Origin of the sequence: Candidatus Marimicrobium litorale (genome assembly GCF_026262645.1) — a bacterium.
In the GTDB taxonomy this organism is placed as follows: domain Bacteria; phylum Pseudomonadota; class Gammaproteobacteria; order Pseudomonadales; family Halieaceae; genus Marimicrobium; species Marimicrobium litorale.
The window spans coordinates 227,434-243,396 of record NZ_SHNO01000002.1; the positions used below are offsets into that span (position 1 = coordinate 227,434).

General features: G+C 57.0%; 15 protein-coding genes. All 15 read left to right on the forward strand.

The features are described from left to right. Positions 1–90: 90 nt before the first annotated feature. The 15 genes from EYC82_RS17420 to EYC82_RS17490 all read left to right on the forward strand — a co-directional run bounded on the left by EYC82_RS17420 (position 91) and on the right by EYC82_RS17490 (position 15,963). A complete protein-coding gene (locus EYC82_RS17420; protein ID WP_279250905.1) occupies positions 91–843 on the forward strand; it encodes a hypothetical protein in 753 nt (250 codons plus the stop codon). Between the two features lie 94 nt (positions 844–937). Continuing rightward, positions 938–2,461 carry a fumarate hydratase gene (locus EYC82_RS17425; protein WP_279250906.1) on the forward strand — a complete coding sequence of 508 codons (1,524 nt, stop codon included), beginning with the start codon at positions 938–940 and terminating at the stop codon, positions 2,459–2,461. After that, complete coding sequence (gene sbcB / locus EYC82_RS17430) at positions 2,454–3,899, forward strand: exodeoxyribonuclease I (RefSeq protein ID WP_279250907.1); 1,446 nt, start codon at positions 2,454–2,456, stop codon at positions 3,897–3,899. Before EYC82_RS17425 ends, sbcB begins: the two co-directional genes overlap by 8 nt. A 106-nt stretch (positions 3,900–4,005) precedes the next feature. Then, positions 4,006–5,019, forward strand: a complete 1,014-nt coding sequence (locus EYC82_RS17435) for an aspartate carbamoyltransferase (protein ID WP_279250908.1) — start codon at positions 4,006–4,008, stop codon at positions 5,017–5,019. Then, positions 5,019–5,636: an NUDIX domain-containing protein gene (locus EYC82_RS17440; protein WP_279250909.1), complete on the forward strand. Its 618-nt coding sequence runs from the start codon at positions 5,019–5,021 to the stop codon at positions 5,634–5,636. The genes EYC82_RS17435 and EYC82_RS17440 overlap by 1 nt, the downstream gene beginning before the upstream one ends. Before the next feature lie 24 nt (positions 5,637–5,660). Further along, a complete protein-coding gene (gene murJ, locus EYC82_RS17445; protein WP_279250910.1) occupies positions 5,661–7,277 on the forward strand; it encodes a murein biosynthesis integral membrane protein MurJ in 1,617 nt (538 codons plus the stop codon). Positions 7,278–7,366: 89 nt separating this feature from the next. Further along, positions 7,367–8,320: a bifunctional riboflavin kinase/FAD synthetase gene (ribF, locus tag EYC82_RS17450; protein WP_279250911.1), complete on the forward strand. Its 954-nt coding sequence runs from the start codon at positions 7,367–7,369 to the stop codon at positions 8,318–8,320. After that, positions 8,317–11,118, forward strand: coding sequence for an isoleucine--tRNA ligase (ileS, locus tag EYC82_RS17455; RefSeq protein WP_279250912.1), 2,802 nt, complete (start codon positions 8,317–8,319; stop codon positions 11,116–11,118). The genes ribF and ileS overlap by 4 nt, the downstream gene beginning before the upstream one ends. Next, positions 11,111–11,620 (forward strand): signal peptidase II, encoded by a 510-nt coding sequence (lspA, locus tag EYC82_RS17460; RefSeq protein ID WP_279250913.1) that lies wholly within the window; start codon positions 11,111–11,113, stop codon positions 11,618–11,620. The genes ileS and lspA overlap by 8 nt, the downstream gene beginning before the upstream one ends. Further along, the gene (locus EYC82_RS17465) at positions 11,617–12,066 is read left to right on the forward strand and encodes an FKBP-type peptidyl-prolyl cis-trans isomerase (RefSeq protein ID WP_279250914.1); all 450 of its coding nucleotides are present in this window, start codon (positions 11,617–11,619) and stop codon (positions 12,064–12,066) included. The genes lspA and EYC82_RS17465 overlap by 4 nt, the downstream gene beginning before the upstream one ends. 27 nt (positions 12,067–12,093) lie before the next feature. Next, positions 12,094–13,044 (forward strand): 4-hydroxy-3-methylbut-2-enyl diphosphate reductase, encoded by a 951-nt coding sequence (gene ispH, locus EYC82_RS17470; protein WP_279250915.1) that lies wholly within the window; start codon positions 12,094–12,096, stop codon positions 13,042–13,044. Positions 13,045–13,222: 178 nt separating this feature from the next. Next, positions 13,223–13,771 (forward strand): GspH/FimT family pseudopilin, encoded by a 549-nt coding sequence (locus EYC82_RS17475; protein ID WP_279250916.1) that lies wholly within the window; start codon positions 13,223–13,225, stop codon positions 13,769–13,771. A 25-nt stretch (positions 13,772–13,796) separates the two neighbouring features. Beyond that, positions 13,797–14,396, forward strand: coding sequence for a type IV pilus modification protein PilV (gene pilV, locus EYC82_RS17480; protein WP_279250917.1), 600 nt, complete (start codon positions 13,797–13,799; stop codon positions 14,394–14,396). Beyond that, positions 14,393–15,421 carry a PilW family protein gene (locus tag EYC82_RS17485; protein WP_279250918.1) on the forward strand — a complete coding sequence of 343 codons (1,029 nt, stop codon included), beginning with the start codon at positions 14,393–14,395 and terminating at the stop codon, positions 15,419–15,421. The genes pilV and EYC82_RS17485 overlap by 4 nt, the downstream gene beginning before the upstream one ends. After that, positions 15,418–15,963, forward strand: a complete 546-nt coding sequence (locus EYC82_RS17490) for a pilus assembly PilX family protein (RefSeq protein WP_279250919.1) — start codon at positions 15,418–15,420, stop codon at positions 15,961–15,963. Before EYC82_RS17485 ends, EYC82_RS17490 begins: the two co-directional genes overlap by 4 nt.

A 15,963-nucleotide genomic window follows, 5' to 3' on the forward strand; every position in this document is an offset into this window, starting at 1 on the left:
TAAAAAGCCGGGTTTGCCCCGGCTTTTTTGTTTCAACCGGTCAGGTCAGCGGTATAATTCTCTTACAGACGCCTACAGAATAGCGACCCCATGTCCTCTGATGACCTTGATCATATACCCTCCATTGTCCCGACCCGGGAGGGCGCTACCCCGCGCACCGGATCTGAACGGCGGCGCACCAATTCACGACAGGAGCGAGCGTCCGTATCGGGAAGTGGCCTGGGCAACTTCTCCTATGTGTTGGGCGCAATAGCCCTGATAGCGGCGGGGCTGTCCTTTGGCTATGCCTGGCAGTTGCAGGCGCAATTGGACGAAGCGGCGGTGGAGCTGGTCGACTTTCAATCGCGAGTCAGCGACCTCGAGGCGCGGTTATCTGATACAGACGAGGGCATGAACCAGAATGCCTCGGTGCAGGCTGTGAAAATCGCTGAGCTGGAGAGCGAGGTGCGCAAGCTCTGGGATAACGTCTGGAAGCAGACCCGGTCGCGTCTGGACAAGCTTGAGGCGGACAGCAGTGCCCAGGGTAAAAAAGTCCGCAACCTTGCAACGGCCTCCGCCAGTGCTCAAACCGAACTCGAACAGGCCAAGGTCAATCTGGCCGAGCTGAAAAGTGTGGGGGACGATCTGGCCCGTGTGATGTCCAGCGCCAAAACCAGTCAGGCGGAAGTGGAGCGTGTGGCGGACAGTCTGAACCAGATCAACCTGACGTTGGCCAAGCTAGAAAAGCGCGTAGCGGGCAACGAGGAGTGGGTTGGTTCAGTCAATGCGTTCCGGCGACAGGTTAACGCCAGTCTCGGCGAGCTGCAGTCGAGCGTTCGTACCCTGCAAACCAGCCGGCCCTGATAATCTTAGCGACTGTGTTTGATGTCTTCCACGGCAGGCAGGGCGTGTATACTCTTTTTCTTTTGAATTTTCCCTTGGCACAAGGTTGCACATTATGGCGGTCATTCGACAGGACGATTTCATCGACAGCGTGGCAGATGCGCTGCAGTTCATCTCCTATTACCATCCCCTCGACTTTGTGAAGGCAGTCAACGACGCCTACGAGCGTGAGCAGAATCCCGCGGCACGTGATGCCATGGCTCAAATACTCATCAACTCGCGGATGTGCGCTGAGGGGCATCGGCCGATCTGCCAGGACACGGGTATTGTGACCGTGTTTCTCAAAATCGGTATGAACGTGCAGTGGGATGCAAAAATGTCTGTGACCAATATGGTGAATGAAGGTGTCCGCAGGGCGTATACGCACCCGGACAACGTACTGCGTGCGTCGATACTGGAGGACCCCGCTGGCGCGCGGCGCAATACCAAAGACAACACACCCGCTGTGATTCATATGGAAGTGGTCGAGGGCGATACCGTCGATGTTCAGGTCGCTGCGAAGGGCGGTGGCTCGGAGAACAAATCCAAAATGGTTATGCTTAATCCTTCCGACAGTATCGTCGACTGGGTGACCAAAACAGTTCCGACGATGGGAGCGGGCTGGTGCCCTCCCGGTATGCTGGGCATTGGCATTGGTGGTACAGCGGAAAAAGCCGCGGTTATGGCCAAGGAAGTGCTCATGGACCCTATCGATATCCACGAGTTGCGTGAGCGGGGCCCCGGCAACCGCATAGAGGAGTTACGCCTTGAAATCATGGATTCCGTCAATCGACTGGGCATCGGTGCTCAGGGCCTGGGCGGGTTGACCACAGTGCTGGACGTCAAGATCATGGATCATCCCACTCACGCCGCCTCGCTCCCGGTTGCCATGATTCCTAACTGCGCGGCCACGCGCCATGCACACTTCGTGTTGGATGGTTCCGGGCCTGCCTTGCAAACTCCGCCGGATATTACCGACTGGCCTGACATTACCTGGGAAGTGAGTGAAAGCGTACGCCGGGTTAACCTCGATACGGTGACACCTGAGGAGGCGGCCCAATGGCAACCCGGTGATACGCTATTGCTGTCCGGTAAAATGCTGACGGGGCGCGATGCGGCCCACAAAAAAATGAAGGAGCTGATCGAAAGCGGTGAGGGGCTGCCTCCCGAGGTAGATCTCAAGGGGCGCTTTATATATTACGTCGGCCCCGTAGATCCGGTGCGCGACGAGGTCATGGGCCCGGCCGGCCCAACGACCGCAACCCGTATGGACAAGTTCACGGACTTTATTATTGAGCACACTGGACTGTTAGGCATGATCGGCAAAGCCGAGCGGGGCCCTGAGGGTGTCGCGGCCATCAAAAAGCACGGTGCCGTCTACCTGATGGCCGTTGGTGGTGCGGCCTATCTTGTATCCAAGGCGATTACCGCGGCGCGCGTCGTTGCGTTCGAGGAAATGGGCATGGAGGCCATCTACGAATTTGAGGTCAAAGATATGCCCGTGAGTGTCGCGGTCGATACGAACGGTATCTCGGTTCACGATACGGGCCCTAAAATCTGGCGTAAGAAAATTGAAGAGCAGGCGATCGAAGTTGTCTGATACCTTTTACTGGCACGACTACGAAACCTTCGGGAGCAAACCCGCCCAGGATCGCCCCTCACAGTTTGCCGGGATCAGGACTGACGCGGACCTGAATATTATCGGCGACCCGCTGGTCATATACTGCAAGCCCGCTGCTGATTACCTGCCCCATCCAGGGGCGTGCCTGGTGACGGGTATTACGCCGCAGAAGGCCCTTGCGGAGGGTGTTTGTGAGTCTGAGTTCATCGCGGCCATTCACGCGGAGTTATCTGTTCCGGACACCTGTGCTGTGGGCTACAACTCAATTCGTTTTGATGATGAGGTGACGCGGCATACGCTCTACCGCAACTTCTACGATCCTTATGCCCGCGAATGGCAGAACGGCAATTCGCGTTGGGATATTATCGATATGGTGCGCACCGCATATGCCTTGCGTCCAGAGGGCATTGAGTGGCCTTTGCGTGAGGACGGTATGCCCAGTTTTCGTCTGGAAGACCTGACTCGTGCTAACGGTATCGCACATGAGTCTGCCCATGATGCCCTGTCCGACGTGCATGCCACCATCGCCATGGCAAAACTGATCATGGATCGTCAGCCCAAGCTTTACGACTACGTTTTAAACAATCGAAAAAAACAGGCGGTGCTGGAGCAGCTCGATGTGGCAGGCATGAAGCCGGTCCTGCACATCTCTGGCATGTTCGGTGCGAGCCGCAACAATATCGCGTTGATGGTGCCACTGGCGAAACATCCGGAGAATCAGAACGAGATCATTTGCTACGATCTCGCGGCTGATCCACAGCCCCTGTTTGACCTGCCCGCCGAGCAAATACAGTCGCTGTTGTATACGCGCGCAGCAGATATGCCCCAGGGGCAGCAACGTCCGGGCCTGAAGTCTGTACACATTAACAAGTGCCCCGTGCTGGTGACGCCTAAGATGGCCGATGGGGCGACCGCAGAACGACTCGGCATTCAGGGTGATGTGTGTCGTAGCCACCTCAAGGCGTTACGGGACTACCGCGCCCAGAATCCTGCCGCGTTTACAGCGAAAATTCAGGCCATCGCACAGCGACATTTTGAGCCTCACACCGACCCCGATCTGATGCTATACAGCGGGGGTTTCTTCAGTGCCAGCGATAAACGGGTTATGGATGCTGTGCGCGATGCATCACCTGCGAAACTGGCGGAGGACAGTTTCGTGTTCGAGGACAGTCGCTTGCCCGAGATGTTGTTTCGCTACCGCGCGAGGAACTACCCTGACAGCCTAAATGAGGAAGAGCGGGCCCAGTGGGCGGAGTATCGTTTCCAGCGGATTACCGAACCGCTTGCGGATACCAGCTACTGCATGGAAGAGTTTCAGGGTGATATAGAAACGTTACTGGATGATCAGGACTTGCCCCCGGCAAAGCGCTCCGTATTGGAGCAATTGCTGCAATACGCCGATACATTGCTGGCCTAGAATCCTGAATTGGTATTACGCACATGGGCAGGGCCGGGTCCTGCCTTTATAATGGGAGGTGGCCCTCGCCAAGGGTCACACCGTAGCTACCAGGGAGAGTCACAGCGTGCAGTTTGCCGGCAGCCATATCCTCTCAGTCCGACAGTTTGAGCGCGATGATGTCGAGCGCATCTTCGAGGTGGCTGATTGCATGGTGCCTTACGCCCATCGCCGCCGTGTGACGGATGTGCTGGAAGGCGCAATTCTCGGGTCCATGTTTTTCGAGCCCAGCACTCGCACACGGGTAAGCTTTGGCAGTGCGTTCAATCTGCTGGGTGGTGAGGTGCGCGAAACTACGGGCTTTGAGCACTCTGCCATTGCCAAGGGTGAGTCGCTCTACGACACCGCGCGGGTCCTGAGTGGCTACTCCGACGTCATTGCCATGCGCCATCCGGCGGAGCGGTCTGTGGCGGAGTTCGCCGCCGCCAGCCGGGTGCCGGTTATCAACGGCGGCGATGGCAGTAACGAACACCCCAGTCAGGCGCTGCTTGATCTTTATACCATTCGCAGTGAAATCGCTTCCCGCGGGCGCACGCTGGATCAATTGCGTATCGCTATGGTCGGGGATCTCCGCTATGGCCGAACAGTACACTCGCTCTGTCGCTTGTTGGGCCAGTTTGAGGGTGTTCAGGTGGTGCTTGTGTCTCCTGATGCCCTCAGAATGCCAGCCGATATTGTTGCCGACCTGCGTGAAACCGGCCACAAAGTGCTGGAATCTGATCAGTTGGAGGACAGCATCGCCCATGTTGATATCGTCTACTCGACCCGTATTCAGGAAGAGCGCTTCGAATCTCAGGAAGAGGCAGACACATACCGGGGTCGGTTCCGCCTTAACCAATCCATCTACACCAGCCACTGTGAACCCAACACCGTTATCATGCACCCACTGCCCCGTGATTCCCGGGCCAATGCCAGAGAACTGGACGATGATCTGAACGACAATCCCAACCTGGCGATTTTTCGGCAAACGGATAACGGTCTTCTGGTTCGTATGGCTCTCTTTGCCCTGATTCTCGATGTGGTGGATCAGGTCGACCGGCATGCCCGCGATGTCAATTGGTATACCGGCGGTCGTTTCTGATGTCGCTGCAGTTGAAGTACGGGGCAGGAGATGTCCGGGTGCTCGACGATACGCTGGTTTGGTCTGGACATTACGCCATGCGCCGCCTGACGCTGCAACATCGCCGCTTTGCTGGCAACTGGAGTGGGCCCATTGTGCGCGAAATTTTTGAGCGCGGTGATGCGGTAGCGGTGCTGCCCTATGATCCTCAGTCCGATAGCCTTGTAATGATCGAACAGTTTCGGCCCGGCGCCATGCGCGGCGATGATAGTCCATGGATGCTGGAGTTGATCGCCGGTGTAGTGGAGTCCGGTGAGGCTGATGAGGATGTGGTGCACAGAGAAGCGATGGAGGAGGCGGCCTGCGAGCTATCTCAATTGGAGCCTATCGCCACTGTCTTTCCCAGCGCGGGTGCTTGTTCGGAACAGGTGCGACTTTTCTGCGGCCGCGTTAGCAGGGCGGCCATCGGTGAGCTGCACGGCTTGCAGGAGGAGGGCGAGGACATACTGGTCCACTCTGTGCCTAGAGAGCAGGCATTGCAGATGCTGCGAGATGACGATATCCCCAATGGACATACATTGATCGCGCTGCAGTGGCTCCAGATACACGGTGACGACCTGCGGAGGCGTTGGTGCTGACGCCCGCTTAGCCGACGAACGCCTATGCCAAAGGGTAATCCAGATGCGACTGCGAATGACAGCCCAGGCCTGTTGAGGTCCAGCGCCGTCGTGGGGAGTATGACGACCATCTCCCGCGTGCTTGGATTGGTGAGGGACATCGTGATTGCAGCTGTGTTTGGTGCGGGGGCCAGCGCTGATGCGTTCTTCGTCGCATTCAAGATTCCCAATTTCCTGCGCCGCCTGTTTGCAGAGGGCGCTTTTTCACAAGCGTTCGTGCCAGTACTGGCAGACTACAAGTCAGAGGGCAGCATCGCCGCCGCTCAGGCACTGGTGAACCGCGTCGCCGGTGTGCTCGGCGGTACGCTGCTCATTATCACGCTGCTCTCTATACTGGCTGCTCCCTTGATTACCGCGGTATTTGCGCCGGGTTTTGTCGGGCAGCCGGAAAAATTCAATCTCACCGCTGACATGATTCGTATCACCTTCCCTTATCTGACGTTGATTTCCATGACCGGTTTCTGCGGCGCGATTCTCAACAGCTATGGGCGTTTTGCGGTGCCGGCCTTTACGCCGGTGTTTCTCAATCTGTCATTGATTGGTGCCGCGCTGGTTGCCAGTCACTGGTTTACGGAGCCGGTGTTTGCTCTGGCATGGGGGGTGTTGCTGGCGGGCTGTGTGCAGCTCCTGTTTCAGCTGCCCTCGCTCTACCGCCTGGACCTGGTGCCCCGTCCTGTCTGGGATACCAAGGATGAGGGTGTGCGCCGCATTATGACCCTGATGGTGCCTGCGCTGTTCGGCGTATCGGTGAGCCAGATTAACCTGATGCTCGATACCGTGCTGGCGTCTTTCCTGCCCACGGGCAGCGTTTCCTGGCTGTATTTTTCTGACCGCCTCGCCGAACTCCCACTGGGAATTTTCGGCATTGCCATTGCCACTGTCATACTCCCCAACCTGTCCGCCCACCGGGCCGCTTCCCGCCAATCTTCTTTTAGCGCGACATTGGATTGGGCGTTGCGCTGGGTGCTGTTGATAGGCATTCCCGCTGCTCTCGCGTTAATCATACTTGCCGAGCCCATATTGGTGACACTGTTTCAGCACAAGGCCTTCACCCCGGATGATGTGGCGATGTCGGCGCTTAGCCTGCGCGCCTACGCCCTTGGTCTGGTCGCATTTATGTTGGTGAAAGTACTGGCGCCAGGGTTCTATGCGCGCAAGGACACGGCCACGCCGGTCAAAATTGGTATTCAAGCCATGGTCGCCAATATGGTGATGAACGTGTGTTTTACACTCCCACTGATGCATTTTTGGAATATCGGCCACGTGGGACTGGCGCTGGCCACCAGCCTGGCGGCCATGCTGAATGCGGGACTGCTGTTCCGCGGACTGCTGGCAGCTGATTTCCTGCAGATTCAGCCCGGATGGAGGCGTTATGCCCTGCGACTGGTGTCGGCCTCCGCTGCGATGGCGCTGGCGGTTCTCATGCTGACCCCTGCTATCGCGACCTGGGTAGAGTGGAACTGGTGGCAGCGGGGGCTGGGGATGGCCTCCCTATGTGGTATCGGCTTACTGGTGTACTTTGCGGTGCACTGGCTGCTGGGAACACGGCTGTCTCAGCTGCGAGCGCCCTCCGCGGCGCTCACGGCCCCTCCCCGGGAGTGATAACCAATCTGTAGCCGGCTGCAGGGCCATATGCTGGGGGGCCTATTTTCGATATACTGCTGCGTTTGGTTTGTTCGGGCTTTTTCCCCATGGAACTGATTCGAGGGCTGCACAACCTGCGGCCCAGGCATCACGGTTGTGTCGCCACTATCGGTGCCTTCGACGGCGTTCACCTGGGTCACCAGGCGGTGATTCGGCATCTGCTGGAGAAGTCCGCTGAGTTTTCGCTACCGGCACTCATTATTGCCTTTGAGCCACTGCCGAGGGAGTACTTCTCACCCTTGAAGGCGCCGGCTCGAATCATGAGTTTCTGGGAGAAGTGCCGAGCGCTGGAGGGGCTTGGGGTGGAGCGCCTGCTGCGCATTCGCTTCAACGAGCAGTTCCGCGGCATGTCAGCACAAGAGTTCGTCGATAATATTTTTGTAGCGGGGCTGGGAGTGCGTTACGTGGTGCTGGGCGATGATTTCCGCTTTGGCGCCGGGCGAGAGGGTGATACAAACTTCATTCGTGAACAGGGCTTGCGCTATGGTTTCGAAGCGGGTGCCACGTCCACCTTTGAGATTGGGGGTGAACGGGTGAGTAGTACCCGCATTCGAGAAGCGCTGGAAAACGCGGATTTCGAGGCGGCGGAAATGATGTTGGGTCGCCCTTACAGTATGTCTGGCCGGGTGATCTACGGCAGGCAGCTTGGACGTTCGCTTGGCACGCCTACGGCGAATATTGAGTTGCGCCGGTTGCGTTCGCCCCTGTCAGGCGTATACGTCGTCGAGGTCAGTGTGGCTGGCCTTGAGCGCGTTCAGGGCGTGGCGAATGTGGGTGTTCGTCCAACTGTAGATGACAGTATCAAGGCTAACCTCGAGGTTCATCTCCTCGATAGGGAACTGGATCTGTATGGCCAATACATTGACGTAACGTTTCGTCATAAATTGCGAGACGAAATGAAATTTAGCTCTATTGAGGAGCTCAAAGAGAACATAGCGAGGGATATAGGTGACACGCGAGCCTGGTTCAGCCAGGCCCGTGATTCGGCCAAAGAATTATGAGCGATTACAAGGACACATTGAATCTGCCGAAGACGGCGTTTCCTATGAAAGCCAGTCTGGCCCAGCGTGAGCCGGGGCGTTTGAAGCAATGGCAGGAGATGGGCATCTACGACATGATCCGAGAGGAATGCCGCGGACGTCCCCGTTTCATCCTGCACGATGGCCCGCCCTATGCCAATGGCGAGCTGCATGTGGGCCATGCGGTCAACAAAATTCTGAAAGATTTTATCGTCAAGGCACGCACACTGGACGGTTACGATGCGCCATATATACCGGGCTGGGATTGCCACGGTCTGCCCATTGAACTGAATGTCGAGAAAAAAGTTGGCAAGCCCGGTGGCAAGGTAACGGCAGCGGAGTTTCGCAAGAAGTGCCGTGACTACGCCGCGAAACAAATAGAAGGCCAGAAGCGCGATTTTATGCGCATGGGCGTCATTGGAGACTGGTCCAACCCCTATCTCACCATGGATTTTAAGTTTGAGGCCGGCATTGTGCGGGCCCTGTCCCGTATCGTGGAGAATGGCCATCTACACAAGGGCTACAAGCCAGTGCACTGGTGTATGGACTGCGGTTCAGCACTGGCAGAAGCCGAAGTCGAATACCACGACAAGCGCTCTCTGGCTATTGATGTTGCGTTTACGGCGATCGAGCCCGCCGCTATCAATGCCGCCTGTGGCGCAGATTACGCCGGCCCAATCGCGATTCCAATCTGGACGACGACGCCATGGACATTGCCGGCCAACATGGCGGTATGTTTGCACCCGGAGCTCGACTATGTGCTGATTGAGGGTGAGGGACGCGCTCTGTTGGTCGCATCCGCACTGATGGATGACTGTGCCGCTCGTTACGGGCTGGACGCGGTAACTGTTCTCGGTCGATGCAAGGGTGCCGCATTGGAACATCAATTGTTGCAGCATTGCTTTCTCGCGCGTCAGGTCCCCGTCGTCCTTGGAAAACACGTGACGGTAGATGCTGGCACGGGCGCGGTGCATACCGCACCCGGCCATGGCCAGGATGATTTCATTGTTGGTCAGCAATACGGCTTAGAGGTCTATAATCCCGTGGGCGGCAATGGTGTATACCTTGCGGATACCGAGATTTTTGCCGGTCAACACGTGCTCAAGGCTAACCCCGCCATTGTCGAACTACTCAGGGAGCGGGGCGTATTGTTGCATGAAGAAGATTACCAGCACTCTTACCCCCATTGCTGGCGACACAAAACCCCCATTATTTTTCGTGCGACACCGCAGTGGTTTGTGGATATGCATCAGCAAGGCTTGCTGGAGAAAGCAGTGACGGCAGTTGAGGGCGTCCAGTGGTTACCTGAATGGGGCCGTGCGCGCATCGATAGTATGCTGGTCAACCGTCCGGACTGGTGTGTGTCGCGGCAGCGTACCTGGGGTGTGCCCATTCCGCTGTTCATCCACCGTGAGACCGGCGCATTGCACCCGGACACCAATCGGTTGATGGCGCAGGTTGCCCTTCGCGTAGAGCAGACCGGAGTGGATGCCTGGTTTGAACTGCAAGCCGACGAACTGCTTGGCGATGAGGCCGGTGATTACGACAAGATGACCGATACCCTTGATGTCTGGTTTGATTCCGGTGTAACCCATTACTGTGTATTGCAGCAGCGCGAAGAGCTGCAGTTTCCCGCCGATCTTTATCTCGAGGGCTCAGACCAACACCGGGGCTGGTTTCAGTCGTCACTGCTAACGGCAATGGCCATCGAAGGTGAGGCGCCATACAAAACTGTTCTGACCCACGGTTTCACCGTCGATGCCGATGGACACAAGATGTCTAAATCGTTGGGCAATATCGTGCCTGCCAAAAAAGCGATGGACGATATGGGCGCGGATGTATTGCGTTTATGGGTAGCGGCGACAGATTATCGCGGTGAGGTCACAGTCAGCGATGAGATTTTCAAGCGCACCGCTGATGCATACCGGCGTATTCGCAACACCGCCCGCTTTCTGCTGTCCAACCTGCATGGTTTTGATCCGCTCGTTGATGCGGCAGATGCGGCAGAGATGCTGTCTTTGGACCGCTGGGTAGTCGACCGCGCGGCCTGTTTGCAGGCAGAGATAGAGGACGCTTATCAGGCGTATAATTTTCACCACGTGTATCAGAAGCTGCATAATTTCTGTGTCAACGATCTGGGTGGGTTTTACCTTGACGTGATTAAGGACAGGCAATACACGACCAGCGCAAACAGCCTGGCCCGTCGTTCTGCGCAGACGGCGCTGTACCACCTGGCCGAGGCGCTGGTGCGTTGGATTGCTCCGATACTCAGCTATACCGCAGAAGAAATTTGGGAGAACCTCCCCGGAGACAGACGGCCGTCTGTAATGTTGGAGACGTGGTATGGCGATTTGTTCGAGCTATCGGGCGGCGAAGCCATGGGGCGTGAGTTCTGGCGACAGGTGATGGACGTGCGAGCCGCGGTGAACAAAGCGATGGAAGAACAACGTGCGGCCGGTGTGTTGCGCGGATCATTGGATGCGGCTGTGACCCTGTACTGCTCCGATGCGCTGCTCCACACGCTGGAGATGCTGGGCAACGAGTTACGTTTTGTTCTTATCAGTTCTGCTGCGCGTCTCGAGCCACTCAGCGCGGCGAGCCAAGCGACAGAGACAGAAGTAGAGGGGTTGAAGCTGCAAATCGCGATAATGGACGAAGAAAAATGTGAGCGCTGCTGGCACCGCAGTGCCGATATTGGCGACAACACAACACACCCTACATTGTGTTTTCGCTGTATTGAAAATATTGATGGTGAGGGGGAGAGTCGCCTTTATGCGTAATGGTCTTGCAGCCCTTCCCTGGTTTGGTTTGGCGCTGATTGTGATCGGACTGGACCAGTACACCAAGGGTCTCGCCAGCGCCGGCCTCGATTATGGACAGCCGGTGCGTGTTTTCTCCTGGTTTAACCTGACACTGCAGCATAATCCCGGCGCTGCCTTCAGCTTTCTCAGTGATGCGGGTGGCTGGCAGCGCTATTTTTTTAGCGCTGCTGCGGCCATTATCAGCGCGGTGCTGGCAGCGTGGCTGTGGGTAATGCCCAGAGGCCAGCGCCTGCTGGCGCTTAGCCTTGGTCTCATTATCGGGGGTGCATTGGGAAACCTGTGGGACCGCATCGTATTTGGCTATGTAGTTGACTTCATTTCCGTTCACTATCAACACTATTATTTCCCGGCATTTAATATCGCCGACTCTGCCATTACCGGGGGGGCGATAGGCATGGTGCTCGATAGCATGGTCAACCGGAACAACGATATGGTGGGCAAGCGGGGAGAGAGCTCTTGAACAAAGTCACGGTGGGTGAGGGCACCCGAGTGCACCTGAATTTCTCGATCAGCCTGGAAGATGGTTCTGAAGTCGATACCAATTTCGGTGATGAATCAGTGAGTTTCGTTGTGGGTGACGGTAGTCTGTTGCCGGGCTTTGAGCGTCTATTGTTTGGCATGTCGCCGGGTGAGCGACAAATGTTTGTTGTGTCACCGGAAAACGCCTTCGGTCAGCCCAATGACGATAACGTGCAAACTGTCTCGCGCGATCAGTTTGACGACGATATTGATCTGCAGATTGGTCTGGTCTATGCCTTCAATGATGCTGGCGGCGGTGAGTTGCCCGGTATGATTATTTCGTTTGATGACGATGAAGTCAGTGTAGATTTTAATCATCCGTTGTCTGGGCGTACGATCTTGTTCGACGTTCTGATCCACCGAGTAGAACCCGCGGAGCTGCACTAGCTGCAAGGTCGCAGGAGAAAAGCGTTTATGGAAATTAGTCTCGCGAATCCCAGAGGATTTTGTGCCGGGGTCGACCGCGCGATCGATATCGTGAATCGCGCGCTGGAGGTGTTTGGCTCACCCATTTACGTACGGCACGAGGTGGTACATAACCGCTTTGTGGTGGATGACCTGCGCTCTCGCGGCGCGATATTCGTTGATGATCTCGAGGAGGTACCGGACAACAGTATTGTCATTTTCAGCGCACATGGTGTGTCACAGGCCGTGCGGACACAGGCTGAAAGTCGTTCTCTGAAAGTGTTCGATGCGACGTGCCCGCTGGTCACCAAGGTGCATGTTGAGGTCGCTAGCTACAGCCTGCAGGGCAGAGAGTGCGTGTTGATCGGCCACCGCGGTCATCCGGAGGTGGAGGGGACCATGGGGCAGTATGACCGTGCTGCGGGTGGGGAAATCTACCTTGTTGAAGACGACGAGCAGGCGGCCTCGTTGACAGTAAAAGATTCCGACAACCTGGCTTATGTCACTCAGACGACACTCTCTATGGATGACACTGCCAGAGTGATCGCTATTTTGCGAAAGCGGTTTCCCCGCATAGAGGGGCCGCGTAAGGACGATATTTGTTACGCCACGCAAAATCGGCAGGATGCTGTGAAGCAACTCGCCGCCAATTGTGACCTGATGTTGGTAGTGGGTTCGCCGAACAGTTCCAATTCCAACCGTCTGCGGGAACTGGCGGAGCGCATGGGTGCCGAGGCTTATCTGCTGGATGGTGCCGACGATATCAGGGCAACCTGGCTCGAGGGTAAGACGCGTATTGGCGTTACTGCGGGTGCCTCAGCACCGGAAGTATTGGTGCAGGAGGTCATAGAAGGGCTTTGTGAACTTGGCGCTGATGCTCCCATAGAAGTGGCCGGCCGCCCCGAAAATATCACGTTTTCACTGCCCCGAGAGCTAAAGATCGACGCCAAGAACATCTAGCGGTTGTAAGCCTGAATCCACTGGTGCGCTTGCACAGTTCCGAATTTTCGCCTTGCGCATTCGCCATGGTGCACATCATCAGGTTTCCATTTTTCGCCAGATCCGACCAGACACTGGCCTGTCGCGATCGTGCCTGTATGTTTGTTCGCAGGGTCAGCCGATTGGAAGCACGAACGCAATGCAACGCTCCGCGAGAGGTTGGACATTAGTCGAATTGATGTTGGCGCTGGTGATACTGGTTACCACGCTGGTGCTCGGCACTCCACTCATGCAGTCGGTTGTGCAGGGCAATCGCCTGTGGGGAGCGTCCAGTCGCTTCCTTTTGGCGCTGAGCCTTGCTCGCAGCGAAGCCATTCTCAGGAATCGTACGGTCAGTATTTGCCCCTCATCGCTTTATCGGACGAGGCTAGCCCGCTGTTCCGGGACGTACGCGGATGGCTGGATCGTGTTTACCAACGCGAGTCGTGATGGTGTGATCGATAACGCCACCGACACGGTGGTACGAGGTTTCGAGGGTTTGCCACCGGGATACGCAGTAGCGAATCGTCTCGGTACCCGCACCGTCAGCACGCTGATTAATTTTAACCCTGACGGGACAGCCCACGTGAACCGAACGCTGCGCTTCTGTCCGCCCCGTAGCGCTTCTCACGCGTCGATAAGCGTCGTCCTGAACAGGGTGGGCAGAGCGCGGTTGGTTCAGGACGCAGCGGGCTGTTCATTGGGCTGATGAGGCGTGGAGGGAGGTGGTCTTTTTGACGGCGCTTGTAGCCAGAGCTGATTCGATCGGGTTCCGACATAGCTTGGGTTTTGCTTTGCTGGAAGTCGCAGTGGCCTTTTTTTTGTTCACGCTGGCGCTGTGGGGCGTAATGTCTGTGCAAATCGTGACTGCGCATGCCAGCTATGATGCCTTACAGCGGACGGTGGCATTGTCTTTGGCCCGGGATCTGGTTGCCCGTGTCAGGGCGAATCCTCGAGCGCTGCACGATTATGCGTTGCGCACGTCCATTACTGCGAGCAGTGATCCAGCGGATTCGTTTCCCGACTGTTATGCGATAGCGTGTACCCCGCGTCAACTGGCACGCTTTGATCTTCGAGAATGGCAGCGCGGTCTCGACGGTGAGTGGGAGCAGGAGGGCGGGGTGCCAGTCGGTGTCTTGCTATCGCCCTCGGCCTGTGTAGAAGGACATGATGGCGTGCTGGAAGTGCTGGTAAGCTGGGTTTCCCTGACCGCCAAAGGGTCTCTCGCTCCTGCGCCTTGCCCCACCGCACAGCCGCAGGACACGCGGCCGGTTGCACCGCGTTCGGGGCGTGAGTTTCTGCGCTTGCGTATTGAACTGGCGCGGTTTGAATGACGGCGCCGCTCTGTCATGCCGTTGCTTTGCCGGGCAGGGGGTTCACCCTCGTAGAGCTACTGGTCGCTATGCTGTTGGGAATCATGTTGTCCGCTGGGATGGTGACGGCTTACCTGGGCACGAAGCAAAGCGCGGTTTATCAGGACCAGCTGGCCAGAATGCAGGAGAACGGCCGTCTTGCTCAGTGGTTGTTGTCGCGCGAGGTGGTTATGGCCGGCTTTTTCGCCGGGCTTATGGGACCGCACACCCAAACACCCGCTGCGGAAATAGCTCAATGCGGCGCGACAAAGTGGGTACTCAATATCGCCTTGCCGCTGGACCACGTCGATAACCATGAACGCGGAACCACACCTGTCGCAACCGGCGCAGGTGTACTGAGTTGCCTGCACGGTGACCAGATAAAAGACGGTACAGATATTTTGCTTGTGCAGCGCACTGCGGCCGAACCGAGCCTCTCTCACGGATCACCCGCCGTGCGGCTGGGAGTATCTCGTGTCAAAAGTTGGTACCTGCGAGTGGAGGAGGGTGCGCCTGCAGGCTGGGAATGGCGCGCACCGGCCGGGTTGGGTGAGGCGGTGGTCAGCGATCCGCAGGCGAACTACTGGAAGGGCCTGTCTCGAATTTTCTACGTGAGAACGTTTTCCAACCCGGACGATAAGCTGGCTGATATGCCAACACTGTGCGTGGAGACCATCGCGGGAAATGCCATGGAGTCACGCTGCCTGGTCGAAGGTATCGAGGATCTACAGTTTGAATTCGGTATCGACAGCAACGGGGACGGAGTGCCAGACCGGTACCTCGAAGCCCCGTCGCAGAACCAGATTCGTAATGCGGTCACGGTGAGAATTCACCTCTTGGTGCGAAGCATTGCGAGCATTCCGGGCTGGGTCGATGAAAAGACCTATATGCTGGGCCGAAAGTACCTCGCGAGCCGGCGGGATCGGTATATCCGCCGCGTGCTGAGCACAACGGTGTTGCTGCGCAACCGGTTGCGGCCTGCCTTGCTGCGGAGTGAGCGTCTGTGAGGCCGGCGATGTATCAGCGTGGCACCGTATTGATACTGTCACTGGTGTTTGCGGCAATGCTCGCATTGGTGGCAGCCACCGTTGTGCAGACGGCGACGCAACAGTTGCATATGGCGGGTAATGATCAGTTTCGTACTTTCATGCGTCAGTATGCGCAGTCTGTTGCGGCTGCCCTTGCGAAAAACCAGCATAACTTTCAGTTGGATAAATGGGTTGGACATGTCAACTGCCCGGTCGCTTCGGGACACCCCGATTGTGACAGCAGAGCACTGCCTGTACCGAATGTGAAGGTAGATGTCGGTACTCTGACCTATGACTATCGGGTAGTGCGGCTTGCACCCTTTGTCAGCACGCTGTTGCGCTCCTCCTCGCAGGACGAAAAACATACAGGGGGAGCCGCCTTTGCCACCTTTGAGATTGAGGTGCGAGTGACCAGCGGCGCCGCTAGTGTGCGTGTCGTTCAGGGTGTTGCGGTGGAAATGGATCGCCCGACGACACTGTATCGCACGCATTGGCGGGAGCCGGGTGTGGATCCGCTTTAG

Bases quoted from the DNA above. Each gene is read 5' to 3' on its own strand.
- EYC82_RS17425 (WP_279250906.1), top strand. From the start codon at position 938: ATGGCGGTCATTCGACAGGACGATTTCATCGACAGCGTGGCAGATGCG.
- EYC82_RS17485 (WP_279250918.1), top strand. From the start codon at position 14,393: ATGACGGCGCCGCTCTGTCATGCCGTTGCTTTGCCGGGCAGGGGGTTC.
- EYC82_RS17475 (WP_279250916.1), top strand. From the start codon at position 13,223: ATGCAACGCTCCGCGAGAGGTTGGACATTAGTCGAATTGATGTTGGCG.
- murJ (WP_279250910.1), top strand. From the start codon at position 5,661: ATGCCAAAGGGTAATCCAGATGCGACTGCGAATGACAGCCCAGGCCTG.
- EYC82_RS17440 (WP_279250909.1), top strand. From the start codon at position 5,019: ATGTCGCTGCAGTTGAAGTACGGGGCAGGAGATGTCCGGGTGCTCGAC.
- ispH (WP_279250915.1), top strand. From the start codon at position 12,094: ATGGAAATTAGTCTCGCGAATCCCAGAGGATTTTGTGCCGGGGTCGAC.
- ribF (WP_279250911.1), top strand. From the start codon at position 7,367: ATGGAACTGATTCGAGGGCTGCACAACCTGCGGCCCAGGCATCACGGT.
- ileS (WP_279250912.1), top strand. From the start codon at position 8,317: ATGAGCGATTACAAGGACACATTGAATCTGCCGAAGACGGCGTTTCCT.
- lspA (WP_279250913.1), top strand. From the start codon at position 11,111: ATGCGTAATGGTCTTGCAGCCCTTCCCTGGTTTGGTTTGGCGCTGATT.
- EYC82_RS17420 (WP_279250905.1), top strand. From the start codon at position 91: ATGTCCTCTGATGACCTTGATCATATACCCTCCATTGTCCCGACCCGG.